This window comes from Chromobacterium sp. Beijing (assembly GCF_021496765.1).
Lineage (GTDB): Bacteria > Pseudomonadota > Gammaproteobacteria > Burkholderiales > Chromobacteriaceae > Chromobacterium.
The window spans coordinates 340872-366579 of the sequence record NZ_CP053750.1; the positions used below are offsets into that span (position 1 = coordinate 340872).

25 protein-coding genes are annotated in these 25708 nt (G+C 67.2%); 17 read left to right on the forward strand and 8 right to left on the reverse strand.

Going from position 1 to position 25708, the window contains the following annotated elements; translation table 11 throughout:
* Positions 1 to 9: 9 nt before the first annotated feature.
* The 10 genes from iolE (at position 10) to HQN78_RS01655 (ending at position 10189) form a co-directional block, all read left to right on the forward strand.
* On the forward strand, positions 10 to 930 hold the full coding sequence (iolE, locus tag HQN78_RS01610) for a myo-inosose-2 dehydratase (RefSeq protein ID WP_235087503.1): 921 nt from the start codon (positions 10 to 12) through the stop codon (positions 928 to 930).
* Entirely contained in the window at positions 927 to 1736 is an 810-nt protein-coding gene (gene iolB, locus HQN78_RS01615; protein WP_235087506.1) for a 5-deoxy-glucuronate isomerase, read from the forward strand. The genes iolE and iolB overlap by 4 nt, the downstream gene beginning before the upstream one ends.
* 87 nt (positions 1737 to 1823) lie before the next feature.
* Complete coding sequence (locus tag HQN78_RS01620) at positions 1824 to 3119, forward strand: aminopeptidase P N-terminal domain-containing protein (RefSeq protein ID WP_235087508.1); 1296 nt, start codon at positions 1824 to 1826, stop codon at positions 3117 to 3119.
* Between the two features lie 40 nt (positions 3120 to 3159).
* Complete coding sequence (locus tag HQN78_RS01625) at positions 3160 to 4323, forward strand: FAD-dependent oxidoreductase (RefSeq protein ID WP_235087511.1); 1164 nt, start codon at positions 3160 to 3162, stop codon at positions 4321 to 4323.
* Positions 4324 to 4334: 11 nt separating this feature from the next.
* On the forward strand, positions 4335 to 5486 hold the full coding sequence (locus HQN78_RS01630) for a UbiH/UbiF family hydroxylase (RefSeq protein WP_235087513.1): 1152 nt from the start codon (positions 4335 to 4337) through the stop codon (positions 5484 to 5486).
* Positions 5487 to 5510: 24 nt separating this feature from the next.
* The gene (locus HQN78_RS01635) at positions 5511 to 6245 is read left to right on the forward strand and encodes a thioredoxin fold domain-containing protein (RefSeq protein ID WP_107800060.1); all 735 of its coding nucleotides are present in this window, start codon (positions 5511 to 5513) and stop codon (positions 6243 to 6245) included.
* A 96-nt stretch (positions 6246 to 6341) separates the two neighbouring features.
* The gene (locus tag HQN78_RS01640) at positions 6342 to 7061 is read left to right on the forward strand and encodes a hypothetical protein (protein ID WP_235087516.1); all 720 of its coding nucleotides are present in this window, start codon (positions 6342 to 6344) and stop codon (positions 7059 to 7061) included.
* A gap of 341 nt (positions 7062 to 7402) precedes the next feature.
* Entirely contained in the window at positions 7403 to 7663 is a 261-nt protein-coding gene (locus HQN78_RS01645) for an acyl-CoA-binding protein (protein ID WP_019101840.1), read from the forward strand.
* A gap of 253 nt (positions 7664 to 7916) precedes the next feature.
* On the forward strand, positions 7917 to 8387 hold the full coding sequence (locus tag HQN78_RS01650) for a molybdopterin-dependent oxidoreductase (RefSeq protein WP_158274250.1): 471 nt from the start codon (positions 7917 to 7919) through the stop codon (positions 8385 to 8387).
* On the forward strand, positions 8387 to 10189 hold the full coding sequence (locus HQN78_RS01655) for a hybrid sensor histidine kinase/response regulator (RefSeq protein ID WP_235087519.1): 1803 nt from the start codon (positions 8387 to 8389) through the stop codon (positions 10187 to 10189). The genes HQN78_RS01650 and HQN78_RS01655 overlap by 1 nt, the downstream gene beginning before the upstream one ends.
* An 83-nt stretch (positions 10190 to 10272) precedes the next feature.
* On the opposite strand, the gene HQN78_RS01660 is transcribed toward HQN78_RS01655, so the two are convergent.
* The 8 genes from HQN78_RS01660 to HQN78_RS01695 all read right to left on the reverse strand — a co-directional run bounded on the left by HQN78_RS01660 (position 10273) and on the right by HQN78_RS01695 (position 18173).
* Positions 10273 to 11136 carry a helix-turn-helix domain-containing protein gene (locus HQN78_RS01660; RefSeq protein ID WP_235087522.1) on the reverse strand — a complete coding sequence of 288 codons (864 nt, stop codon included), beginning with the start codon at positions 11134 to 11136 and terminating at the stop codon, positions 10273 to 10275.
* Positions 11137 to 11623: 487 nt separating this feature from the next.
* Entirely contained in the window at positions 11624 to 13714 is a 2091-nt protein-coding gene (locus HQN78_RS01665; RefSeq protein WP_235087524.1) for a flagellar biosynthesis protein FlhA, read from the reverse strand.
* Complete coding sequence (flhB, locus tag HQN78_RS01670) at positions 13711 to 14853, reverse strand: flagellar type III secretion system protein FlhB (protein WP_107798655.1); 1143 nt, start codon at positions 14851 to 14853, stop codon at positions 13711 to 13713. The genes HQN78_RS01665 and flhB overlap by 4 nt, the downstream gene beginning before the upstream one ends.
* Positions 14846 to 15625, reverse strand: coding sequence for a flagellar biosynthetic protein FliR (gene fliR / locus HQN78_RS01675; RefSeq protein ID WP_227104215.1), 780 nt, complete (start codon positions 15623 to 15625; stop codon positions 14846 to 14848). Before fliR ends, flhB begins: the two co-directional genes overlap by 8 nt.
* 2 nt (positions 15626 to 15627) lie before the next feature.
* Positions 15628 to 15900, reverse strand: a complete 273-nt coding sequence (fliQ, locus tag HQN78_RS01680; RefSeq protein WP_043590304.1) for a flagellar biosynthesis protein FliQ — start codon at positions 15898 to 15900, stop codon at positions 15628 to 15630.
* A gap of 248 nt (positions 15901 to 16148) precedes the next feature.
* Positions 16149 to 16913: a flagellar type III secretion system pore protein FliP gene (gene fliP, locus HQN78_RS01685; protein ID WP_235087527.1), complete on the reverse strand. Its 765-nt coding sequence runs from the start codon at positions 16911 to 16913 to the stop codon at positions 16149 to 16151.
* A complete protein-coding gene (fliN, locus tag HQN78_RS01690; RefSeq protein ID WP_107798657.1) occupies positions 16913 to 17275 on the reverse strand; it encodes a flagellar motor switch protein FliN in 363 nt (120 codons plus the stop codon). Before fliN ends, fliP begins: the two co-directional genes overlap by 1 nt.
* A 31-nt stretch (positions 17276 to 17306) precedes the next feature.
* The gene (locus HQN78_RS01695; RefSeq protein ID WP_107798658.1) at positions 17307 to 18173 is read right to left on the reverse strand and encodes a FliM/FliN family flagellar motor C-terminal domain-containing protein; all 867 of its coding nucleotides are present in this window, start codon (positions 18171 to 18173) and stop codon (positions 17307 to 17309) included.
* A 469-nt stretch (positions 18174 to 18642) separates the two neighbouring features.
* Between HQN78_RS01695 and HQN78_RS01700 the strand changes: the two genes are divergently transcribed.
* From HQN78_RS01700 to fliD, 7 genes are all read left to right on the forward strand, one after another.
* On the forward strand, positions 18643 to 18984 hold the full coding sequence (locus HQN78_RS01700) for a flagellar hook-basal body complex protein FliE (protein WP_107798659.1): 342 nt from the start codon (positions 18643 to 18645) through the stop codon (positions 18982 to 18984).
* 12 nt (positions 18985 to 18996) lie between these two features.
* Positions 18997 to 20700 (forward strand): flagellar basal-body MS-ring/collar protein FliF, encoded by a 1704-nt coding sequence (gene fliF, locus HQN78_RS01705; RefSeq protein WP_107798660.1) that lies wholly within the window; start codon positions 18997 to 18999, stop codon positions 20698 to 20700.
* Positions 20684 to 21736 (forward strand): flagellar motor switch protein FliG, encoded by a 1053-nt coding sequence (locus HQN78_RS01710; protein WP_048415757.1) that lies wholly within the window; start codon positions 20684 to 20686, stop codon positions 21734 to 21736. Before fliF ends, HQN78_RS01710 begins: the two co-directional genes overlap by 17 nt.
* The gene (gene fliH / locus HQN78_RS01715) at positions 21733 to 22440 is read left to right on the forward strand and encodes a flagellar assembly protein FliH (RefSeq protein ID WP_107798661.1); all 708 of its coding nucleotides are present in this window, start codon (positions 21733 to 21735) and stop codon (positions 22438 to 22440) included. The genes HQN78_RS01710 and fliH overlap by 4 nt, the downstream gene beginning before the upstream one ends.
* 3 nt (positions 22441 to 22443) lie before the next feature.
* On the forward strand, positions 22444 to 23757 hold the full coding sequence (fliI, locus tag HQN78_RS01720) for a flagellar protein export ATPase FliI (RefSeq protein ID WP_227104207.1): 1314 nt from the start codon (positions 22444 to 22446) through the stop codon (positions 23755 to 23757).
* The gene (fliJ, locus tag HQN78_RS01725; RefSeq protein ID WP_235087529.1) at positions 23754 to 24188 is read left to right on the forward strand and encodes a flagellar export protein FliJ; all 435 of its coding nucleotides are present in this window, start codon (positions 23754 to 23756) and stop codon (positions 24186 to 24188) included. Before fliI ends, fliJ begins: the two co-directional genes overlap by 4 nt.
* A 131-nt stretch (positions 24189 to 24319) precedes the next feature.
* Entirely contained in the window at positions 24320 to 25663 is a 1344-nt protein-coding gene (fliD, locus tag HQN78_RS01730; RefSeq protein ID WP_227104205.1) for a flagellar filament capping protein FliD, read from the forward strand.
* Positions 25664 to 25708 lie beyond the last annotated feature (45 nt).

Below are 25708 nucleotides of genomic sequence, written 5' to 3' on the forward strand. Positions count from 1 at the left end.
AGCAGCGCAATGCATGCATTCGACGTGAAAATCGGCATCAATCCGATTTCCTGGAGCAATGACGACCTGCCGTCGCTGGGCGGCGAAATCTCGCTGGAACAGGCGCTGGCCGAAGGCGCGGCCATCGGCTACCGCGGCTTCGAACTGGGCAATAAGTTTCCGCGCCAGCCGGAAGCGCTGGCGGCGGCGCTGGCGCCGCACGGCCTGCAATGCGTGTCCGGCTGGCATTCCGGCCGGCTGGCCGAGCGCGGCGTGGATGAGGAAATCGCCGCCGTGGAACCGCATCTGCGCTTGTTGGCCGCCAGCGGCTGCCGGGTGATGGTCTACGGCGAAGTGGCCCAGGCGATACAGGGCCAGCCGCGGCCCTTGAGCCAGCGCCCGCGCTTTGGCTCGGAGCGGCAATGGCGCGATTACGGCGAGCGGCTGAACGCCTTCGGCCGCCACCTGCAAAGCCACGGCCTGACGCTGGCCTACCATCACCATATGGGCGCCTACGTCGAAACCCCGGACGATGTGGACGCGCTGATGGCGGTCACAGGCCCGGAAGTGGGCCTGCTGTTCGACAGCGGCCACATCGCTTTCGCCGGCGGCGAACCGTTAGCGGTGCTGCGCCGCCATATCGGCCGCGTGGTCCACGTCCATTGCAAGGACATCCGCCCGCAGGTGGCGCGGCTGGCGCGCAACCGCGGTTGGAGCTTCCTGGAAGCGGTGCTCAACGGCGTATTCACCGTGCCCGGCGACGGCGTCATCGATTTCGAAGCCCTGCTGCGCATGCTGGCCGAGCACGGCTATCGCGGCTGGCTGGTGGTGGAGGCGGAGCAGGACCCGGTGGTGGCGCCCAGCTACCGCTACGCCGATCTGGGCTTCCGCACCCTGGCCGGGCTGGTGGCCGCCATCCGCGCCGGCGCGCCGGAAAGGAGCTGCGCATGAATCAGCCTGATTTGCGCGTCAAGGCGACGGCCGGCCGCGTCGCCGCCGACATCACCCCGGCCTCCGCCGGCTGGCGCCATGTCGGTTTCCGCGCCTTGCGCCTGGCCGACGGCGAGGCCGAGGACTGGCTGCAAGCGGAACGGGAATGCTGTGTGGTGGTGCTGGCCGGCGTCGTCGACCTCATCGCCGGCGAACAGCGCTGGCCGGGCGTGGGCGGCCGCGCCGATGTGTTCGACGGGCAAGCGCCGTGGGCGGCTTATATTCCCGCCGGCTGTGCGTTGCGCATCGTCGCCCGCGGCGCGGCGGAAGTGGCTTTGTGCTCGGCGCCGGGCCGGTCGCTGATCCGGCCGCCGCGGCTGATCCGGCCGCAGGACATGGCGCAGAGCGTGCGCGGGCAGGGGAGCAACACCCGCTACGTCACCGACATCCTGCCGCAGCAGGCGGAGGCGGACGGCCTGCTGGTGGTGGAAGTACGCACCCCGTCCGGTCATTCGTCCAGCTATCCGCCGCACAAGCACGACCGCGACGCGCTGCCGGCGGAAAGCCAGCTGGAGGAAACCTATTACCACCGGGTGAGCCCGGCGCAGGGCTTCGTGTTCCAGCGCGTCTACACCGACGAGCGCGATCTGGACCAATCCCACGCGGTGGAGGACGGCGACGTGATGCTGGTGCCGCGCGGCTATCATCCGGTGTGCGTGCCGCACGGTTATGAATCCTACTACCTCAACGTGATGGCCGGGCCGCGCCGCGAATGGCGCTTCCACAACGACCCGGCGCATGAGTGGATGCTGTCCGCCGCGACCTGAGGCGCGGCGGCGGGGCTTGGGTTGGCGCGGGCGGCGGTGTAAACTGCCGCTTTTACGACCGCGTCGGTCCCTTGCCTGGATTCCGCCATGCCCACGCCTCATGCCGCACGCCGCGCCCGCCTGCTGTCCGCCCTGGGCGACGCCGTCGCGGTGCTGCCCACCGCGCCGGAAGCGGTGCGCAACGCCGATAATTTCTATCCCTATCGCCCGGACAGCCATTTCCTGTACCTGACCGGCTTCGCCGAGCCGGAAGCGGTGTTGGTGCTGGACGGGCGCAGCGGCAAGTCCATCCTGTTCTGCCGCGACAAGAGTCCGGACATGGAAATCTGGGAAGGCTTCCGCCACGGGCCGCAGGCGGCGGCCGAGGCTTTCGGCTTCGACGAGGCTTATCCCGTCGCCGAGCTGGACGCGCGGATGCTGGAGCTGCTGTCCGGTTGCGGCCGGCTGTGCTGGAGCCTGGGCCGCGACGCCAAATTCGACGTGCGCGTCAACGGCTGGCTGGACAGCCTGCGCCAGCGCGCCTATCACGGCGCGCCGGCGCCCAGCTGCTACGGCGACGTGCACGCGCTGCTGGACGAGATGCGCCTGATCAAGGACGACAGCGAGATCGCGCTGCTGCGCCGCGCCGGCGAGATTTCCGCCGCCGGCCATGTGCAGGCGATGCGCGCCACCCGGCCCGGCCTGCATGAATACCAGATCGAGGCGGAAATCCTGCACGCCTTCGTCAGCCGCGGCGCGCGCCAGCCTTCCTACGAAAGCATCGTCGCCGGCGGCGCCCATGCCTGCACCCTGCATTACTGCGCCAACAACGGCTTGCTGCGCGACGGCGAGATGCTGTTGATCGACGCCGGCTGCGAGCTGGAAGGCTACGCCGGCGACATCACCCGCAGTTTCCCGATCAACGGCCGTTTCAGCGGCCCGCAGCGCGACGTCTATGAAGTGGTGCTGGCGGCGCAGGCGGCGGCCATCGCCGCCTTGGGCCCCAATGTGCCCTGGAATGCGTCCGGCGACGCCGCGCTGGCGGTGCTGGCTCAGGGCATGCTGGACCTGGGGCTGCTGCAAGGCAGTGTGGACGGGGTGATCGAATCCGGCGCCTACCGCCAGTTTTACATGCACGGCATCGGTCATCTGATCGGCCTGGACGTGCACGATGTGGGCGCGCGCAAGCGCAACGGCCTGTGGCGCGCTTACCAGCCCGGCATGTGCGTGACGGTGGAGCCGGGCTTGTACATCCGCCCGGCGGACGGAGTGCCGGCGGCGCTGCACCATATCGGCGTGCGCATCGAAGACGATGTGCTGATCACCGAGCAGGGCTGCGAGGTCTATACCGGCGGCGTGCCCAAGCACATCGACGAGATCGAGGCGCTGATGAATCAGGATTGAATTCCGGAGCCTGTGTCCCGAGGAAACAGGAGGAAACAGAATGCAGCAACAGACAAATGAACATGCGGACGTGGTGATCATAGGCGGCGGCCCGGTCGGAGCGCTGGCCGCCTTGCGGCTGGCGCGCGCCGGCCGCGAGGTGACGCTGGTGGAGGCCCGCGGCCGCGACGAGGCGGTGCGCGACGCGCGCGCGCTGGCGCTGTCCTGGCACAGCCGCGAACTGCTGCGCGAAGCCGGCGCCTGGCCGGAGGATTTGCCGGCGTCCGTGATCGACAGCGTGCACGTGTCGCAGCAAGGCGCTTGCGGCCGCACCTTGTTGCAGGGCGAGGACGTGGGCCTGCCGCACCTGGGCGCGGTGGTGGATTATCCGGCGCTGGTGGCGGCGCTGGGCGGCGCGCTGGAGCGCGCCGGCGTGCGCGTGTTGTGGCGGCACCGGGTGCGGGCGGTCAAAAGCCTCAGTCATTACGCGGTGGCGACGGTGGAGTCGGACGCCGGCGAGAGCGTGTTGACCTGCCGGCTGGCGGTGATGGCCGAGGGCGGTGCGTTGGCGGAAAGCCTGCCCGGCGTCAAGCGCCTGAGCCACGATTACCGCCAGTGCGCGGTGCTGGCCGAGGTGCGCACCGAATTGCCGCCCAAGGGCGTGGCCTATGAGCGCTTCGCCCATGACGGGCCGCTGGCCCTGTTGCCGCACGGCGACGCTTATATGTTGGTGTGGACCCGCAGCGCCGAGGACGCCGCCCGCTTGCAGGCGGCCGACGACGCCGAGGTGGCCGCCGCCTTGCAGCAGGCTTTCGGCGAGCGGCAAGGCCGCATTCTGAGCGTGGGGCCGCGCGCGGCGTTTCCGCTGGCGTTGAAGCAGCTCAACCGCGTGGTCAGCGGCCGGGTGGCGATGATAGGCAACGCCGCGCAAACCATGCATCCGGTGGCGGCGCAGGGCCTGAATCTGGGCCTGCGCGACGCCGCCGGTCTCAGCGCGGCGCTGGCCGGCGCGGCCGATCCCGGCGACGCCGCCGCGCTGGCGGCCTACGCGGCGTCGCGGCGGGTGGACAGCCACGCGGTGGTGGGCTTCACCCACGGTTTGATCAAATTGTTCGACGGCCACCATCCGGTGGTCAGCGCCATGCGCAGCGTCGGCCTCAGCGCGCTGGACGCGCTGCCGCCGCTGCGGCGCAAGTTCGCCAGCCATTTGGTGTTCGGCGTCTGATGGGAGCGGATGTGAAAGCATTGCAGTACGACGTGATCGTGGTCGGCGGCGGCCTGGTGGGCGCCAGCCTGGCGCTGGCGCTGGACCGCGCGGGCAAGCGGGTGGCCTTGCTCGAAGGACGGCCGCCCGAGCTTCAGGACCTGGACCAGGGCTGGGACGCGCGCATCTACGCGGTGAGCCCGGCCAATCGCCGTTTCCTGGAGAGCCTGGACGCCTGGCCCGGCGCCGAGCGCCTGGGCGCGATCGAGGCTATGGACGTGCGCGGCGACGCCGGCGGCCGCATCGAGTTCGCCGCCAGCGACGCCGGCGAGCCGGCGCTGGCCTGGATCGCAGAGAACCGCTGGCTGCTGGCCGCCTTGTGGCGGCGGCTGGCGGCGTCTAGCGTGGATTGCCTGGCGGGCATCAAGCCGCAGGCGCTGCGCGCCGACGCGCTGGGCGCGGAGCTGACGCTGGAAGACGGCCGCCGGCTGAGCGCCGCACTGCTGGCCGGCGCCGACGGCGCCAACTCCTGGGTGCGCGAGCAGGCCGGCTTGAACGCCAGCGTCAAACCCTACGGCCAGAGCGGGGTGGTGGCCAATTTCGACTGCGAACGCCCGCACGGCGGCGTGGCGCGGCAATGGTTCACCGGCGACAGCATCCTGGCCTGGCTGCCCATGGCCGGGAACCGAATTTCCATGGTGTGGTCAACTTCTGATCCCTCGCGCTTGCTGGAGCTGCCGCCGGAGCAACTGGCGGCGACGGTGGCGGCGGCCGGAGGACGGGAGCTGGGCGAGTTGACCTGCCTCACCCCCGCGGCGGCGTTTCCGCTGCGTTTGATCCAGCCGGAGCGGGTGGCGGCGGAACGCGTGGTCCTGGTGGGCGACGCGGCCCACACCGTGCATCCCCTGGCCGGCCAGGGGGTGAACCTGGGCTTCCAGGACGCGGCGCAATTGGCCGCGCTGTTGGCCGGCGAACGCGACGCCGGAGACTGGATGCTGCTGCGCCGTTACGAGCGCCGGCGGCGCGAAGCGGTGAAAACCATGCAATTGGGCTGCGACGGCTTGTTCCAGCTGTTTCACGCCCAAGGGCCGGGCCTGTCCTGGCTGCGCAACACCGGCTTGAACCTGACCAATTGCCTGAAGCCTTTGAAGCGGCAATTCGCTCGGCAGGCGATTGGTTACTGAACCTCCTTTCAAGGATAAAGATTGATGAAGAAGAACCTGAAGTCCCTGGCGCTGGGCGCCTCCCTGATGATGGCGCTGGCCGCTTGCTCGCAAGCCGCCGGCAGCGGCAACGCCGGCGACGTGAAGAAGGCGTTTGAAGGCCGTTTCCCCGGCAAGCCGGTCAAGGCGGTGAGCGCCACCCCGGTGAAAGGGATTTTCGAGGTGGTGGTGGACAATAAGCAGGTGGTGTACACCAACGCCGACGCCAGCTATCTGTTTGTCGGCGATCTGATCGACGCGGTGAAGAAGGAAAGCCTGACCGAGAAGAAAATGGCCGAGCTGAACAAGGTGGACTTCAAGTCGCTGCCGTTTGAATACGCGCTGAAGGAAGTGCGCGGCAAGGGCGAGCGCAAGCTGGCGGTGTTCTCCGATCCGGACTGCCCGTTCTGCAAGAAGCTGGAGCGCGAAGGCCTGAAGAACCTGGACAACGTGACCATCTACACCTTCCTCTACCCGCTGTCCCAGTTGCACCCGGACGCGATGCGCAAGTCCAAGCAGATCTGGTGCTCGCCCGACAAAGTGGCGGCCTGGTCCGGCTTCATGCGCGACGGCAAGCCGCTGACCGGTCCGGACAATTGCGACACTCCGCTGGAGAAGATTCAGCAGCTGGGCGAGAAGCTGGGCATCACCGGCACGCCGGGCCTGATCTTCGCCAACGGCCAGCTGGTGCCGGGCGCGATCGATGGCGACGATATCGAGAAGCTGCTCAACGCCAAGTGAGCGCATGAAGGCAGGCGCCGCTAAGCGGAATTCCACGGCCTGCCCCTGCGTCCGCGCGACGCCGGGGCAGGCCGTTGTCGCGCCTGGCGGACGGCGATGACGGCGCGGCCGGGCCGGCGCTTGTCCGACGGCGACCGCCTGTTGCTGGGCCTGTCGCTGTCGCTGGCCTTGCACGGGCTGGCCTTGTTCGCGCCGTGGCCGGCCGGCGGCGCGCAGGGCGCGGTTTCCGGTCTGAGCGTGCGTCTGTCCGCCGCGCCGCCGCCTGCCAGCGCGGCGCGGGACGCGGTCCGGCCCGCGGCTTCCGGCCTTGCCGCGGAGCCGGCCGCCCTGCCGCCGGCCATGACCGGGCCCGGGGCGTCGCAAGTCTTGGCGGAGGCGTCGGCGTCGCGGCAGGAGACGCTGCCGGCGGCCGCGTCCGCCCCCGCGCCGGAAGCCTCCGCGCCGGCGGCAAACGGCGAGCAAGCCGCCGCCGCCGATGAGGGGCTGCCGCAGCGGCTGGGCCTGGACCTTTATTATCCGGCCGGACAGCTGGAGCGCCTGGCGGAGCCGCTGGAGCCCATCGTGCCGCCGATACTGGCCGATATGCCTGGGGATCCGCCGGTGTTCGAGCTGCGCGTCTATATCAATGAGCAGGGCGGGGTGGACGCGGCGCAATGGGCGGGCGCGGCGCCGGCGGACGGCGACGCGCAGCTGGAGCCGTTCCGGCGCGCGCGCTTCTTGCCTGCGCGCAAAGACGGCATTGCGGTGAAGAGCTATAAACGAATTCTGCTGGAGACGGCGCCGTTGACCGAAACGGCGGCGCCGGGCCGGCCTTAGAAGCGGTTTACGATCTGCCGCGCGTCGTGGGGCGTTGCACGGTGAGCGCCCCTTCGAAAGGCTGATGCGCCGCGTGCGCACTCCGCTTTCTCAGACGTTTTCGCCTTGTCTCGCCTTAGCTCGCGAGATCGCGAACACGTTCTCAAGCCTGTGCAAGGCTCTCCCGGGCCAGGGCGGCCTTGGAGCGGGCCGGTGGAACAAAATTGAGGCCGGACGCCGGGCCGGCGGCTGACCAAGGGCGCGGGTTCGTGGTAAATTCCGCTCTCCGGCGCTGCTTGCCGGAGGCTAACATCTCCAATCAGGGGCGTACGAACGTCCCGGTCTTCAACAAAGGAATTCCCATGTCTGATCTGCAGACTCTGTTCACCCAGGCTCAGGCCGATGTCAAGACCCTGTCCGAGCGTCCGGACAACCAGACCCTGTTGCAGCTGTACGCGCTGTTCAAGCAGGCGACCGAAGGCGACGCCGCCGGCGAGCGCCCGGGCATGATGGACTTCATCAACCGCGCCAAATTCGACGCCTGGGAAAAGCTGAAAGGCAAGGGCAGCGACGAGGCCAAGCAGGAATACGTGGACGTGGTGAAGCGTCTGCTGGAAGAGTAAGCCGGCCGCCAGAACGGGCCGCCCGCGGGCGGCGCCGTTTGCGGCGGCGAAGCGGCACCGGTCCCGCGTGCCGATTTTTTTTAGAAGTTGTTCGCCATCCCGCGGGGCAAGCCCGCGAAACGGGCGCCGCGGCCGAAGCGGCCCGCGGATCGCGAACGGGTTCTCAACTGCCGCCGGCTGTTGCCCAGCAGCGCGCGGCGGTACGGTTTTTCAATCAAGTGAAGCGTTGGCCAAGATGAAGAGAGTCTTTTGCTTGCTGGTTTTCGCCCTGCTGGCGCAAGCGTGCCGGGCCGGCGACGATCCGGTTTTGCTGGTGGTGTCGGGCAAGATCAGCCATTTCACCGATTCGGCGCGCGGCGTGTACGAGTTCCGCGAGAGCGCGCTGATGGCCTTGCCGCAAACTTCGCTGGTCACCGCCACCAGCTGGACGCCCAAGGCCACCTTCAGCGGGCCGCTGGTGCGGGACATTCTGAATAAAGTGGGCGCCTACGGCCACCAGGCCCAGTTCGTGGCGCTCAACGACTATACCTATTCCATTCCGGTCAGCGAGCTGGTCAAGTATCGTGCCATCCTGGCGCGCCGCTTCAATCAGCAGCCGATGAACGTGGCCCGCTACGGGCCCTTGTGGTTGATGTATCCGCTGGAGCAGATGCCGGATTCGGCCAAGGGGCCGGCGCTGGACGCCAAGCTGATCTGGCAGATAGACGGTTTGGTGGTGAACTGATGGACCAGGACAATCAAGCGTCGTCCGACGCCGCGCCGGGCTGGCTCAGCCGCCTGCGGCGGCTGATTTCCGGCTGGGGCGGCTGGCCGGAGGGCCGGCGCATGCTGTGGGTGGGCTTGCTGGTGCTGATCACCGCCGCCGGCGGCATGTATTACAGCATCAGCCAGCTGGGCAAGGTCAATTCCGTGGCCAACAGCAGCGAGGATTTGTATTGGTCGGTGGCGCAGTTCCAGCTGGAAATGGAGCGCGCCAAGTCCGCGCTGGTGGGTTTCCAGGCCGGCCGCATCAAGCAAGACGAGTTGTTGCGGCGGCTGGAAGTGGCCAATAGCCGTTTCCACGTGTTTGCCGAACCGGCGCCGGTGCGGGTGCAGATGTTGCTGCGCCAGGTGAAGGGCTTCGACACCCTGGTGGCGGATTACCAGCAATTGTTCAACGACCCCGCCTTCAGCCACCCGGCGCTGGACTCGGCGCCGGCGCTGCTGGAGCGCATCGATCTGCTGCGGCCGCAACTGATGGCCTTCGCCGTGGAGGCGAGGGTGGCCGAAGTCAAGAGCCGCACCGAGCGGCTGGAGGACCTGGACCGCCAGCGCAGCAATGTGCTGTATCTGCAATCGGTGTTGTGGGGCGTGATCTGCGCGGTCATCCTGCTGTTGTCGCGCTACAGCTCGGTCAAGCGTTTGGCCAGCGCCAAACAGGCCTTGCTGGAGAAGGAGCAGTCCGCGCATCAGGCCACGGTGGCGATGGAGCTGGACCGCACCACCTTCCTGGCCACGCTGAGCCACGAGATCCGCTCGCCCTTGCAGTCCATGCAGGTGTGCATCGAATTGCTGGAGCCGGTGGCGGACGGCCAGAAGACCGCGCGCACCGCCTTGCAGCGTTTGAAAACCAGCGTGTCGCATTTGTCGGCCCAGGTGCACGACATCATGGACATCAGCGCCATCCGCAATATGAAGCTGCGGATGAATCCGCAGCCCATGCCCTTGGCCGAGGTGCTGCAAGCCACCATGGACGTGATGCGGCCGCTGGCCGACGCCAAGGGCCTGGCGCTGAACTACCAGGCCGGGCCCTTGCCGGCCAAGGTGGTGCTGGACGAGGTCAGGCTGCGCCAGGTGGTGGGCAATCTGGTGTCCAACGCCATCCGCTACACCGACAGCGGCACGGTGACGGTCAGCGTGTCCTGCCTGCGCGCCACCGGCCACCATGAACTGGTGCTGCAGGTGCGCGACACCGGCGTGGGCATTCCGCTGGAGTATCAGCAGCGCATTTTCCAGCCCTTCATCCAGGGCAAGCACCGCCGCGCCGGCAGTTGCGGCCTGGGCCTGTCCATCGTCAAGGAGTTGGTCAATCTGTTCGGCGGCTGCATCGAGCTGGACAGCGCCGAGGGCAAGGGCGCCTGCTTCACCGTGCGCCTGCCGGTGCAGGCGCTGGAGTCGGCCGGTCCGCAGTCGGTGCTGATCGTGGACGACGACGCCGATATCCGCGACACCCTGGCCGAGCTGCTGCAGCGCGACGGCTACCAAGTGGCCACCGCGGAGACGGCGGCGCTGGCCGAGCAGGCGCTGGAGCGGGCCGATTTCGACACCGTGCTGCTGGACATGCATCTGGGCGCGGACAGCGGCTATCAGGTGGCGGAGCGGGCCTGGAGCGGCCGGCGCGCCGAACAGACCGCCGTCGTCGGCATGAGCGCTTACCCGGAGGCGTTTCAGGATCCGCGCGCCCAGCGTTTCGCCGGCATCCTGGCCAAACCCTTCGACGCCGGCCAACTGCGGCAGATGCTGGACGTGGTGGCCCGACGCGGCTGAACGCGGCGGCGCATGGCCGGACAGAAAAAAGCCCTGGAGATCCAGGGCTTTTTCATGTCGCTCGGCGGCTGGAGCGGATCTGCTCAGACTTCCAGATCATGGGCCGCGGTCACCACATTGGTGATCTGCAGCGCCAGGATGGAGCCCGGCGTGGGCTTGCCGATGTAGTAAACGCCCTGGATGCGCAGCGCCTGCTGCAAGGCGGATTCGTATTCCTCGGCGTGGCCGGTCAGCACGATGATGGGCACGGTGGCCGAGCGCTGGCGTATGGTTTCTATCACTTTCATGCAATCGTCGTCGCCCAGCACCCAGTCCAGCACGAAGGCGTCGAACTCCTCGTGCGGCAGCGCGGCCAGCAGCTCGGACGGGGACTCGTAGGGCAGGGCGAACAGGCCCTGGCGCACCAGCACCGCCGCCAGGATGTCCGCGTCCATATCATTCAGCACCGCCACCAGCAGCCGTTTGTTATTGGCGCGCTTGGGCGGCTGCACCGCCAGATAGGTGACTTCGTGGCCGTTGATGCAGCGGTCGTGGCTGCCCGGATACACGTGCCAGCTGTCGCCCTGGCGGCGCGCCAGCAAGAGCGGCGAGATGGAGTCGTCCTGGACCACGTCGCCCAGCTGTATCCAGCAATGGGCTTCCTCGGTGTGGTCGGTCAGGTGGAGGATGGCCGGGATCAGGTCGGCGTCCGGCACCCGCACCGGCCGGCGGTTGTCTTGCGACACCAGCAGCTCGGAGGTGGGCAGGCCCAGGTATTGCGCCAGCTTCTCCAATTGACCCAACTGCCACTGGCTGCTGCCGTTGAGCTTGCGGTAGGTTTGCGACGCGCTCAGGCCCAGCACTTCCTCGATCAGGCTGACCTGTTGCGACTCCGCCAGGCCGCGCTGTTCCAGATGCGTGCGGATATTGGCGTTGATGATTTCAGTGGTTGGCTTGTTCTGTGTCATTTGCATGTCTTTGGAGTAGGGCGACTATCGGGTCGTTCTGGTCCGCAGCTTGCCGCCGGCGCGGGCGGAGGGCTGCTGTCTTTCTTCATTATCGGCGGCGGCGAGCGGAGGGCGGATGGCCTTCCGGGCAGGGGCGGGCACGTCGACGCTGGGGTTTCTACTTAGCCGATATTAGTCAGCTTTTGCAAAATTTGCGAAAAATTTTCGCTGAAAATGCAAAAAAGGTTTTCATTTTAAAATTGGGCATACAGATTGAAACCTGTTCCTTGGTACAGATTCGAGCTGTGTTATGCCTGTGGCCTAGTAAGGCTTGGCCGGTGAAGTGCAGTTAGATGTTTGATTTTATTGGGCGGATGGCGGCTTGGGCGGAGGCGGACGGCTTGGGGAAGAGGGTGTTGTAATTTCGCATATCATGCGAAGAGCGTGCGGGCGCGGCGACGCGCGCCCGCGGCGGGGTTGATCGTGGGCGGCGCCGCTTGGTGGGCGCTCAGCCCAGGGTGCCGGTCAGGCTGACTTCGCGGGTTTCCGGCACTTCGTTGTAGGACAGCACGTGCAGGCCGGGCGCGAACAAGCGCGCGTAGCGCGCCAGCAGCGGGCGGATCTGCGGCATCACCAGCAGGATGGGCGCGTGGCCCAGCTGTTTCATCTGGTCGCGCACCACCGGCATATTGGCCTGCAGCTGTTGCAGCACGTTGGGGTCGATGGGGAAGCTGTCCAGCTGCGGCTTGCCGGTTTGCTGCGCCTGGCTCAGCGCGCCCAGCAGCAGGTTTTCCAGATCGGCGGACAGATTGAAGGCCTTCATCTCGCCGCGCGGCCCCAGGATGGATTGCACGATCTGGCGTTTCAGCGCGCAGCGCACCTCGGCCGCCAGCATGATGGGGTCCTTGCTGCTTTCGCTGGCGTCCAGCAGGGCGTTGGCGATGGGGCCGATGTCTTTCAGCGACACATTGTCGGTCAGCAGCTGGCGATAGGCCTTGAGCTGCAAGGGCGCCGGCAGCGCCTGGTTCAGCGCGGAGGCGAGCTTGGGCGCCAGCGCCGACAGCCGCTCGTTGATGGCGGCCACGTCGTCGTGGCGGAACAGCTCGGCCAGATGCTCGCGCATCACCTTGTTCAGATGGGTGGCCACCACGCTGGCGCAGTCCACCACCTGATAGCCCAGGCCCAAGGCCTTGCTCTTGTCGTCGGGCAGGATCCAGGTCACCGGCATCGCGTAGGCCGGGTCCACGCCGGGCATGCCGTCCACTTCGCCGTACAGCTCCGGCGAGGGGATGGCCATCAGGCGGTCGGCGTAGACCTCGCCCTCGGCCACGGTGTTGCCGCTGAGCAGGATGGCGTATTGCGAGGGCTTGAGGCGCAGGTCGTCGCGCAGGTTCACTTGCGGCATCAGCACGCCCATGCCCTCGCTCAGGCTCTGGCGCACGCCGCGCACGCGCTTGGCCAGCGGCGCGCCCTGGCTCTTGTCCAGCAGCGACACCAGCTTGTAGCCCAGATTGACGCCCAGGGTGTCCACATAGGGCAGGGCGCCCCATTCCAGTTCGATGTCGGCGTCGCCGGCCAGCGCGCTTTTCGCCAGCGCCGGGTCCGGCTGGTTCGGCAGCACTTGCTGGCGGCGGTGCATCCGCCAGGCGACGAAGCCCAGCAGCAGCGCGAAGCCCAGGAAGGTGGGCCAGGGCATGCCGGGGATGGCGGCCAGCACCAGCATCATGCCGGCGGCGCTCATCAGCACGGTGGGGGAGGCCAGCATCTGCTTGCCCACCTGCTCCTGCATGTCGCCGTCGTCGCTGATGCGGGTGACGATGATGGCGGCGGCGGAGGACAGCAGCAGGGCCGGGATCTGCGCCACCAGGCCGTCGCCTATGGTCATCAGCGCGTACTGGCGGAAGGCGTCGCCGGCGGACAGGCCGTGCATCAGCGCGCCGATGGCCACGCCGCCGAAGAGATTGATGATCAGGATCAGGATGCCGGCGATGGCGTCGCCGCGCACGAACTTGGACGCGCCGTCCATCGCGCCGTAGAAATCGGCCTCGGTGGCGATGTCGCGGCGGCGCTGCTGCGCCTGCTCCTGATTGATCAGGCCGGCGTTGAGGTCGGCGTCGATGGCCATCTGCTTGCCGGGCAGCGCGTCCAGGGTGAAGCGGGCGGACACTTCCGAGATCCGTTCCGCGCCCTTGGTCACCACCATGAAGTTGATGATCATCAGGATGACGAAGACCACCATGCCGACGACGAAGTTGCCGCCTATCACCACCTGGCCGAAGGCCTCGATCACCCGGCCGGCGGCGTGGGTGCCCTCATGGCCGTGCAGCAGCACCACCCGGGTGGACGCCACGTTCAGCGACAGCCTGAGCAGAGTGGTGGCCAGGATGATGGTGGGGAAGGCGGAGAAGTCCAGCGGCCGCTTGGCGGAGACGCTGACCAGGATGACGATGATGGCCAGCACGATGTTGAAGGTGAACAGCATGTCCAGCGCCATCGGCGGCAAGGGCAGCATCACCATGGCCAGTATGGCCAGCAAAAACAGCGGGGCGGCGATCTTGTGGCGGCCGATGTCGGCCAGCAGTCGAGTGAAAGCGTTCATGATGCGGTTCTGGGATCGGCCATATCGCGCGGGATCGGCAAATCGTCCGGCAGCCGCGGCTGGCTGCGGCGCGATCCGTTGCGGAAGGCCTTGAGTTGCATGACATAGGTCAGGACTTGCGCCACCGCTCGGTACAGCGGCGCGGGAATCTGTTGGTTGACCTGGGTGGTGTGGTAGACGGCGCGCGCCAGCGGCGGCAGCGGCACGATGTCCACCTGATGCTCTTGAGCCACCTGGCGGATGTAGAGCGCCATCTCGTCCAGGCCCTTGGCGATGATGAAGGGCGCCTCGGCGCGCTCCTCATCGTATTTCAACGCCACCGCGTAGTGCTCGGGGTTGACGATGACCACGTCGGCGGTGGGCACCGCCTTGCGCACGCCGCGCTGGGCCATCTGCATCTGGATCTGGCGGATGCGCTGCTTGATCTCCGGCCGGCCCTCGGTGCTCTTGTACTCTTCCTTGATTTCCTGCTTGCTCATTTTCTGCTGCTTCATGAACAGCAGGATTTGCAGCGGCAGGTCGATCAGCGCGAACAGCATGAACACCGCGGTCAGGGTCAGCAGCGCGTTGATCAGCAGCTCGGCGCTGCCGGCCAGCGCGGTGGCGAAGGGCGCGCCTTGCAAGGCGAAGAAGTCTTCCAGCGCGCTCTGGCTCAGCCGGTACAGCACCCAGCCCAGCAACAGCGCCTTGGCGATGGATTTGCCGATCTCGCTGGCGTGCCGCGCCGAGGCGATGCGGCCGAAGTGGGCCAGCGGATTGAAGCGCTCCAGCTTGGGCTGCAGATGGTTGAGGCTGAACACCCAGCCGCCTGGATAGAGCGAAACCACGATCATGCACAGCGGAATCACCGCCAGCGGCAGCACCATCTTGACCAGCAGCAGCAAGGTGCCGGCGAACAGCTTGGACCAGCTGTTGTCCAGCGCGCCGCTGCCGGAGAGCGGGGCGAAGGCCAGCGCGAACAATTCCCGGAATTCGTCCAGCCACTGCGGCATCAGCCAGAAAGCCAGTTTCAGCGCCAACAACAGGCCCAGCGCGGCGGCCAGATCGCGCGAGCGCGGCACCTGGCCTTGCTTGCGCGCCTGCCGCAGCTTGTGCGGCGTGGCCTTTTCGGTTTTGTCGCCGCCGCGCCCCTCAGCCATGGCCGGCCCTCAGCATGCCGTCCAGCAGGCGCAGCATCTGTTCGTTCAGGTTCAGGTATTGCTGGGGGATGAAGCGCGCCACCAGGCCCAGCGTGCCCAGGCCGAACAGAGTAATCAGCGGGAAGCCCAGCGAGAACAGGTTCAGCGACGGCGCCACCCGGTTGATCATGCCCACGCCGGCCTGCACCACGAAGGTGGCGAACACCGCCGGCAGCGCCAGCAGCATGGCGGCGGACAAGACCCAGGCCACGCCGCCGGCCAGCATGGACAGCGAGGCGGCCGGCACGCCGCCGCCCACCGGCCAGGCCTGGAAGCTGGCGTAAACCACCTGGATCAGCAGCAAATGGCCGTCCAGCGAGAAGAAGATCATGGCGCCCAGCAGGTAGAGCAGGCTGGACACCACATCGGAAGAATTGCCGTTGCCGGGGTCGTTCATCACCGCCATGGACAGCGCCATCTGCGAGGACACCAGGAAGCCGAGCACGGCCAGCACCGCCAGCACCAGCTGAAAGGCGAGGCCGAAGACGAGGCCGATCACCGCCTGCTCGATGCTGGCGGCGACGCCGGCCAGCGAGAACAGGTCCAGCTTGGGCAGCGGCAGGGTGGCCGGCAGCGTGGCGGCGGATAAGGCCAGCGCCAGGCCGATGCGCACCCGCACCGGCACCATGCCCTCGCCGATGAAGGGCGCCACGCTGAAGGCGGCCATCAGCCGGCAGAACGGCCACCAGAAGGCCGGGATCAGGTCCAGCAGCTGGGCGTAGAGGCCGGTCACGGCTATCCGACCAGACCGGCGGCGCGCTGGAACATCGCCACGCAGAAATCCATCAGGAAGCCGGTGATCCAGTGGCCGGCGATGGCGATGGTGAGCAAGGTCACCAGCAGCCGCGGCAGGAAGGACAGCGTCTGCTCGTTGATCTGGGTGGCGGCCTGGATCAGGCTGACGATGACGCCGACGATCAGGCTGGGCAGGATCAGCAACACCACCAGGGTGACGACGACGCGCAGGCTGTCGTTGACGATGTCGACGGCAATGTCGGGAGTGAGCATAAACGCCTGTTAGTTAGTCAAGATGATCAATGAGCCGCGGAAGCGTAAAAAACTTTTTTAGCCACGGAAGCACACGGAAAATTCAAAATCAATGACTCCATGCCTGTGTTGTGTACGCCTTATGTTCGGCGCTTCGAAAAGCGCTATTTCCGTATGCCACGGCGGATATCCATGACAAAGGATTTTGTGTTTTTCTGAATTTGTCCGTGTCTTCCGTGTGCTTCCGTGGCAAAAAATTTGTGCTCAATTCAATACGCCTGTATCGAGGTGACCAGGGTGTTCACCGTCAGCGACCAGCCGTCCACCAGCACGAACAGCAGCAGCTTGAGCGGCAGCGAAATCACCAGCGGCGACAGCATCATCATGCCCATCGCCATCAGCACGCTGGACACCACCAGGTCTATCACCAGGAAGGGGATGAACAGCATGCAGCCGATCTGGAACGCGGTCTTCAACTCCGACAGCACGAAGGCGGCCAGCTTGACCGCAAAGGCGTGGTCCTGCGGATTGCTGATCTTTTCCTCGCCGGACAGCCTGGCGATCTGCGCCAGCGCGGTCTTGCTGGTTTGCGCCAGCATGAAGCGGCTGATCGGCTTCTGCGCGATCTCCAGCGCCTGCTGCATGGTGATCTTGTCCTGATCGAAGGGCTGCAGCGCGTGGTTCCACACCTCCAGGCCCACCGGCCGCATCACCAGCAGGGTCAGGATCAAGGACACGCCGGTGACGATGCGGTTGGGCAGGCCCTGCTGCAGGCCCAGCGCCTGGCGCAGCAGGGACAGCACGATGATGAAGCGGGTGAAGCTGGTCATCATCAGCACCAGCACGGGCAAGAGCCCGAGCAAGGTCATCAGGATCAGGATCTGAGTCTTGATGGTGAAATCCACCGGCGTGCCGCCGGCGTTGGCCGACAGCAGCTTCAGCGGCTCGGCCTGACAGGCGGCGGCCAGCGCCCAAAGCCCCGCAGCGATGAGGCTGGGTCGCAGCAGGGGGCGCAGCTTCTTCAAGAGTCCCATCAGGCCAGGCTGTCCAGTTCCAGATCGTTCAGCTCCACCACCCGCAGGCCGTAGTTCTCGCCGGCCACCACCACCTCGCCGCGGCCGATCACGGTGCCGTTGACCTTGATGTCCAGCGGTTCGCCGGCCAGCTTGTCCAGCTCCACCACCGAGCCGTTTTCGATATTGACCAGATCGGCCAGCGAGATGTCGGCGCCGCCCACTTCCAGCGTCAGCCGGACCGGGATCTTGCGCAGGAACTGGGTCATGTCGCGTTGCGGCCGGCGCGCCGCGGCGTCGTCCGCCGGCTTGGCGTCCGCGTCGTTCTGACCGTCCAGGCCGTCCAGCACGCCGCCCAGGTCGAAATCGTCGTTCAAGTCCATGCTAATCCTTGCTTGTTCTGTGTTTGTAGAGTCATTCGCTGGCGACAAAGCCGGTCAGGCACAGCTTGCCGTGCTGCTCGGCCACTTCGGCGTCGAACAGCCGCGAAGCGCCGACCAGCACTTCGCTCCTGGCCTGCAGCGTCACCGGCAGCACGCTGCCGGGGCGCAGGTCCATGATGTCGCCCAGCGCCATTTCGCGGTCCAGCAGCCGCGCTTGCAGCCGCACCCGCAGCCGGTCGCGGAAGGTGTCCGCCGGCGCGGCCTGGGCGTCGGCGCTGTCGCGGCGGCCGGACAGGTTTTTCAGCAGCCGTTCGAAGCAGGCGGCGTCCAGTTGCAGGCGCAGCGCGCCGACGGCGTGCTCGCCGTCGCCGATGTCCAGGCGGATCTCCCAGACCCCGGTGCCGGGCGGCACGAAGGGCAGCAGCGCGCAGTCGGCCGGGCCGGGCGGCAGGCCGCCGGCCTGGCGGTCCAGGCGCAAAACGCATTGCAGCAGCCGCGGCAGCAGCCGTTCCGCCAGGCTGCGCGCCAGCCGGCGTTCGGTTTCGGTCTCCGCCGGCGCGGCGGCGTCGGCGTCCGGCTGCGCCGTCGGCGCGCCGAAGCGGTAGTCCAGCAAGCGCAGCAGCAGCGGTCGTTCGATATGGCTGCCCAGCTGGCAGCCGTCCAGCGCGTGCCACAGCCAGCGGCGCTCGTCGGCGGCCGGTTGCGCCTGTTCCAGCGCGCGGATGTGGAAACGCGCGTGGTAGCGGCGGTTCAATTCTTGCTGCAGGAAATCCGCCAGCTCTTCTTGCAGGGCTTTGCCGAAGACGGGCAGCAGATGGAACGGTCGTCCCAGCGTGCGCAGGTCGAGAGCCGGCAATTGGGCGCCGTCATGCTGCGAAATGATTCTGGCTCTTGGCATCTCGATTCTCGGTGAAGGCGTGGGCTTGGCGCCGCCGGCGCGCCCGGCCGGCGCGCGCGGGCGACGGCAGGGGCGCGGCGCTTAAACCGCGGCGTCCTGGTGTTCATCAAGGCCGGCCCGCCCTCTGCGGCGCTGGATGCGAACTGTACTAGAAGGTACTAAATTCGCGGCTCGCGGACGGAGGCAAACGGCAGGCTAAACCTTATGGAGTGTGCATCTTACTGGCTGCCGCCGTTGGGTAAAGGGGGAAAATTCACGTCAGAGTTTGTGAAAATTCACGGCTGTTGGTTTAAGCATAAAGTTTAAAATCGCCGCTCGTATCCTGGCGTCAGGATGATGGCATGGTTACAAGTCCTCATCTCGGGGCTGCCGCTTCGATACGCTCGCCGCCGCGCGGCGGGCCGCAGACGTGAAACCGGCCTTGATTGGCCACTCAATAATAACGGGCACCGCCCGACAAGGATTTCCGATGGCGACCAACCTGGGTTTGATGATTCATGCCGACCGCAAGCAAATGCTCGGCGAAATGGCCGGGATGGCGCGCGGCGCGCCGATTGCGCCGCCGCAACACAGCGAAGAGCCGGCCTCCGCCGCCAGCTTTTCCGACGCCATGGGCGCCGCCGTCCGCGACGTGGACGCGCAGAACCGCGCCGCCTCCGAAAAAATGGCCGATGTGGACAGCGGCAAGAGCGACGACCTGGTCGGCGCCATGCTGATGAGCCAGGAAGCCAGCCTGTCGTTCTCCATGCTGATGCAAGTGCGCAATAAGGTGGTGGGCGCCGTGGACGACTTGATCAAGATGCAGCTGTAAGCCGCGAGGACCATGCCCGTGTTGAATCGTTTCCGCAGCGGCGTCGCGGCCGTGCAAACCCGTCTGGGCGGCCGTTGGCCCGTTTCCGGACCCTCTCTGCGCCTGGCGCTGCCCATCGTCGCGCTGGCCATCGGCCTCACCGTGATGATCAGCCTGTGGCTGTGGCGCGACGACGCCAGCTACAAGCCGGTGTTCGGCGCCCAGGAAAAAGTGGTGGCCGCCGACATGATGGCGGTGCTGGACGCCGAGAAAATCCCCTATCGCATCCATCCGCAAACCGGCCAGGTGCTGGTGCCGGACAGCCAGCTGGGCCGCGTGCGCATGCAGCTGGCGGCCAAGGGCGTGGTGGCGCAGCTGCCGTCCGGCCTGGAGCTGCTGGACAAGAACGACCCGCTGGGCGTCAGCCAGTTCGTCCAGGACGTGCGCTTCCGCCGCGGCCTGGAGGGCGAGCTGGTGCAAAGCATTCTGGCGCTGGAGCCGGTGTCCGCCGCGCGCGTGCATCTGTCGCTGCCGCGCGCCACGTCTTTTGTCGGCGCCGTCAACGACAAGGGCTCCGCCTCGGTGGTGGTCACCCTCAAGCCCGGCCAGCAACTGAGCAACGAGCAAGTGGCCGCGGTGATCAAGCTGGTGGCCGGTAGCGTGTCCACGCTGTCGCCGTCCCAGGTCACCCTGGTGGACCAGGCCGGCAATCTGCTGTCCTCGCGCGTGGATCTGAGCGACGACGGGGTGTTGGGCGGCAATGAGAGCGACGCCGCGCGCCGCTTCCGCGAGGAAGCGCTGCAAAACGTCCGCGATCTGCTGACCCCGGTGCTGGGCAAGGACAATTTCAAGGTCAGCGTCACCGCCGACGTGGACAACGACCGCGTCGAGGAAACCCGCGAGAAATACGGCGAGGCGCCCAAGGTCACCAACGAGGCCTCGCGCGAGGAAACCTCCACCGAGAAAATGGCGCTGGGCGTGCCCGGCTCGCTGAGCAACCGCCCGGTCAACACCGACGCCTCCGGCCCGGCCTCGGAAAAAGCCGGCAACAGCAAGAACGCCGTCACCCGCCAATACGCCTACGATCGCAGCGTCACCCAGATCAAGAAGGCGCGCGGCACGCTGCGCCGCCTCAGCGTGGCCGTGGTGCTGAACCAGGCCGCCGCGCCGGCCAAGGGCGGCTGGAAGCCGGCCGAACTGGCCAATGTCGACAAGGTGCTGCGCAACGGTCTGGGCATACACGCCGAGCGCGGCGACACCCTGGCGGTGTCCACGCTCAACTTCTCCGCGCTGTCCGAGCCGGAGCCGATCTGGATGCAGCAGGACACCTGGTTCGAAGCCGCGCGCTGGGCCGTTTACGCCTTCGGCCTGCTGCTGGCCTACCTGCTGCTGGCGCGTCCGCTGCTGAAGATGCTGCGTCAGCTGACCGACCGCCAGCTGCGCGAATACCAGCAGCCGGAAGCGCTGGAACTGAAACCCGATCCGCTGATGGACGGCGCCGACCTGCGCGCCGCGCGCCAGGCGCAGCTGTCCTCCGCGCCGCAGCCGGCGGCCTTGGCTGCGGCCGGCGCCGGCGCCAGCCCGGTGGTGCCGCTGCTGGAAAACTACGATCTGCCGCCGGCCGGCTCCAGCGTCGACGTCTTGGTCGACCATCTGAAGGGCCTGGCCGCCAAAGAGCCGGAACGCGTCGCCGAAGTCGTCAAACAATGGGTGCAGAAAAATGGACGAAACCAATAACGCCGTAGCGCCGGCCCTGCCGCCGGCCGCCGCCGCGCCCGCCGCCGAAGCGATGAACACCATCGAGCAGGCCGCCGTGCTCTTGCTGTGCATGGGCGAGGAGCCCGCCGCCGCCGTGCTGCGCTGCCTGAGCCGCGAAGAACTGCTGCAAGTGACCCAGGCGATGTCCGGCATGAGCGGCATCAAGGTGGACGCGGTCAAGACCACGATTCAGAAATTCTTCGACGAATACCGCGAGCAGAGCGGGGTGCACGGCGCCAGCCGCGCCTTCCTCAAGCGCTCGCTGGATCTGGCGCTGGGCAGCGACATCGCCAACAGCGTGCTGGACACCATTTACGGCGACGCCATCCGTCCCAAGATGGCGCGGCTGCAATGGGTGTCGCCGCAATGGCTGGCGGACCGCATCGCCGGCGAACACGTGCGCATGCAGGCGGTGTTCCTCGCCTTCCTGCCGCCGGCCTTGGCCGGCCAGGTGGTGGACGCGCTGCCGGCGGACAGCCGCGACAGCGTGCTGGTCAACGTGGCCCGGCTCAAGGACGTGGACCGCGAGCTCCTGGAAGAGCTGGAAGAACTGGTCAACCGCTGTCTGGAAAGCCTGCACACCCAGAGCACCGCGGTGGAAGGCATGCAGCAGACCGCCGACATCCTCAACCGCCTGCCGGGCGACCGCCAGCGCATGATGGAACTGCTGCGCGCCCACGATCCGGACATCGTCGAGGAAATCGAAACCCGCATGTACGACTTCTTCATCCTGTCGCGTCAGACCGAGGCCGTGCTGATGCGCATCAGCGAAGACATTCCGCTGGAGCAATGGGCGATCGCGCTCAAGGGCGCGGAGCCGGCGGTGCGCGAGGCCATCGTCCAGACCATGCCGCGCCGTCAGGCGCAAAACTTCGACGCGATGATGCGCCGCTCCGGCCCGGTGCCGCTGAGCCGCGTGGAAGAAGTGCGCGCCGACATCATGGCTCAGGTCAAACAGCTGGCCCAGGCCGGCGAAATCGACCTGCAGCTGTTCCCAGAGGAAGTGGTCGAGTGAAGGCCTGGCGCCCCTTCCGTTTCCCGCCGCTGATCCACAGCGCGCTGGACCTGCCGCTGAACGCGCAGGACTCCGCCCAGATCCAGGCCTCCGCCGCCGACGGCTTCCGTCAGGGCATGGACGCCGGTTACAACGAAGGCCTGGCCAGCGGGGAAGCCGCCGGCCGCGAGGCCGGCTACGCCGCGGGCCTGGAGCAGGGCCGCCAGGAAGGGCAGGCGGCGGCGCGCCGCGAAGCCCTGGCCGAGTTGGCCGACCTGGGCCGGCCGCTGGAGGCCGCGCTGGCCGAACTGCGCCGCGTCAGCGAGGAATACCAGGCGGCGATGCGCGACGAGGTGGTGGAACTGGTGGCCAAGGTGGCGCGCCAGGTCATCCGCTGCGAATTGGCGCTCAAGCCGGTGCAGATCCTGGACCTGGTGGACGAAACCCTGGCCGCGCTGCCGCCGGGCCAATACCAGCAGGACGAGGTGGAAATCCTGCTCAACGCCGAAGAATGCCAGCGCATCCGCGAACTGGCGCCGGAGCGCGCCGCGCGCTGGCGCCTGGTGGCCGACGCGCAGCTGCCGCACGGCGAATGCCGGATCCGCACGCCGGAGTCCGAGGCCGACGCCGGCTGTCAGCAGCGGCTGGAGGCCTGCATCGCCACCGTGCGCGAACAACTGCAACACGACGCCGACGAGCCGGCGGCGGCCGAGGCGGAGGCTTAAGCCATGCTGCGCCAGGCGTTGGGACGGCTGGAACTGCCCGAGGTGCCGGTGGCCACCGTCAGCGGCCGCCTGGTGGGCGCGTCCGGCCTGCTGCTGGAAAGCGTGGGCTGTCCGCTGGAAACCGGCCAGCGCTGCGTGATCGAAACCACCGGCGGCGGCTGGCTGCAAGCCCAGGTGGTGGGCTTCAAGCGCGAAGTCTCCTACCTGATGCCGTTCAAGAAGCCGGTGGGTCTGACCACCGGCGCGCGGGTGCTGCCCGCCGCCGACGGCGGCGGCCTGATGATAGGCCCGTCCTGGCTGGGCCGCATCGTCAACGGCCTGGGCGAGCCGCTGGACGGCCTGGGCCGTCTTGGCGGCGAACAGCCGCTGGCCGCCCACCCGCCGCAAGTCAATCCCTTGAAAAAACAGCCGGTGTCCGCGCCGCTGGACGTGGGCGTGCGCGCGATCAACAGCCTGCTCACCATAGGCCGCGGCCAGCGCGTCGGTCTGTTCGCCGGTTCCGGCGTCGGCAAAAGCGTGTTGCTGGGCATGATCACCCGCCACACCGAAGCCGACGTGGTGGTGGTGGGGCTGATCGGCGAGCGCGGCCGCGAAGTGCGGGAGTTCGTCGAGCACTCGCTGGGCGAGGCCGGCCTGGCCAAGGCGGTGCTGGTGGTGGCGCCGGCCGACGAATCGCCGCTGATGCGGCTGAAGGCCACCGAACTGACCCACACCATCGCCGCCCATTTCCGCGACCAGGGCCGCAATGTGCTGCTGCTGGTGGATTCGCTGACCCGCTACGCGATGGCTCAGCGCGAAGTGGCGCTGGCGCTGGGCGAGCCGCCGGCCACCCGCGGTTATCCGCCGTCGGTGTTCGGCCTCCTGCCCTCGCTGGCGGAGAGCGCGGGCAACGGCGAGGGCGGCGCCGGCAGCATGAGCGCCATCTACACCGTGCTGGCCGAAGGCGACGATCAGCAAGACCCGGTGGTGGACACCGCGCGCGCCATCCTGGACGGCCACATCGTGCTGTCGCGGGAACTGGCCGAGCGCGGCCATTATCCGGCCATCGACATCGGCCGCTCGGTCAGCCGCTGCATGAGCCAGCTGACCGCGGCGGAACACGCGGAGGCGGCGCGCGGCGCGCGCGGCGCCTGGTCCCGTTACCAGGAAGTGCGCAGCCTGATCCCCTTGGGCGGCTATGTCGCCGGCGCCGACGCGGACACCGACCGCGCGGTGCGGCTGATGCCCAGGCTGGAAGCCTTTTTGCGCCAGGGCGCGGCCGAGGCCGCGAGCTATGAAGACAGCCGCAACGGTTTGATGGAGATGATCGCGACATGAGCCAGCCCGAAGACGTGCGCCGCCTGGGCCTGATGGTCCAATTGCGGCAGCAGGACGTGGACCGCTTGCAAAGCGAGGTGGAAGGCAAGCGCCAGCTGCAGGAACGCTACCGCCGCAACATCCTGCGCATGGGCGAGCTCTGCGGTCAGAGCGGCGCCAGCGCCGACGCCGGCCACCCGGCTTTGGCGCGCAACTGCGCCGACTACAAGGGCGCGCTGCTGGACCTGATGGCCTCGCAGCAGCAGGATCTGCAACTGGCCGAGGCGGACGCCGCGGTCAGCCAGCGCGCGCTGCTGCAAGCCAGCCTGCGCCGCGAAGTGATGGTCCAGGTGCGCGACCAGGCGGCGGAAAGCCTGCTGCGCCTGCGGCTGAAGAAAGAACAGAAGCAAACCGACGAACTGGCCGGGCAAGCCTGGCTGCGCGGAGCGTGATTATTCACGGCGGCTCAAGAAAAGCCGGCCGGCGGTCGCAAGGGATAGTCATTAGCGTCGATCTCAATACCGGCGATCTCATCTCGGCGCGCCGACCGCGCTCCGGCCCGCGTACAGCGAAAGGATTCTAAATGGCTATCGATTTCAGCAAGACCCCGCCCTCGGCGCTGGCCCAGAACGCCGCCAGCCTGTATCTGCAAGACGCCCAGAACCAGCTGGACAATCAGAGCAAGGCGGCGCAGGCGCGCGGCGACGCGCTGAACAAGCTGCAAAAGGCCTTGCAAGACTACCGCAGCGCGCTGAGCGGCATCACCACCAAGAAGAGCCTGGTGGCGATGAGCGCCAGCATCAGTCAGGAAGGCTTCGGCAGCGTCAGCGCCAAGGGCAACGCCCAGCCCGGCAACTACTCGCTGTTCATCGAACAAGTGGCCACCGCCCATCAGCTGTCCTTCGGCAGCCTGTCCGGCGCCAAGGCCCAGGCCGGCGACAAGATCACCATCCGCCAGGGCAGCGACAGCTTTGAAGTGGACCTCAGCAGCGCGGACCGCGACGGCGACGGCAACCTGTCTCCGTCGGAGCTGGCTTTGGCCATCAACCGCGCCAGCGGCAACAGCGGCAAGGTCAACGCCATGGTGTTGAACAACGGCGGCGCCAGCCAGCTGGTGATGTCCTCCGGCAAGACCGGCGAGAGCGGCGTCGTCACGCTGGACCTGAGCCAGGTCAGCGACGCCGGCCTGAAGAGCGGACTCGCCAGCCCCAAGGAACTGACCAAGGGGCAGGACGCCATCGTCTGGCTGGGCAATAAAGACACCGGCGTGCAGATGAAGCAGGCGTCCAACACCTTCGACAGCATTGACGGGGTCAACCTGACCATCAGCAAGGCGATGAAAACCGGCGACACCCCGCTGCAATTGTCGGTGTCGCGCAACGAGGCCGACACCGTCGGCAATGTGCAAGGCTTCGTCGATAGCTACAACAAGCTGGCCAGCGCCATCTCCGATCTGTCCGCTCCGGGCAAGGAAGGCAAGACCGGCGGCCCCTTCGCCAGCGACTCCGGCATCCGCAGCCTGAAAGACGGCATCAACGGCCTGCTGCGTCAGGAATACGACGGCATCACCTTGAACCAGCTGGGCATCAAGGCCAACCGCGACGGCACCCTGAGCCTGGACAGCAAGAAGCTGAACGACACTCTGAAGGACAAGCCGGACGCGCTGGACCGTTTCGTTAACGGCGACAACAAGAACGGCGTGGTCAAGCAAAGCAGCGACTACCTGGACAAATGGCTGAACGGCAGCAGCGGCCTGCTCAAGCTGCGCAAGGATTCCGAATCCCGCATCCAGAAAGATCTGGACAGCCGCCAGCTGCGGCTGAAGACCCAGTACGACCAGAGCTATAAGCGCTACCTGACGCAGTTCACCCAGCTGCAGAAGATGCAGGAAGACATGCAGAAGACTCTGGGCATGCTGTCCTTCTGAATCCAGCCCGGGTTTGCTTGGCCGCACAGAATTCGGCGGGAGGGA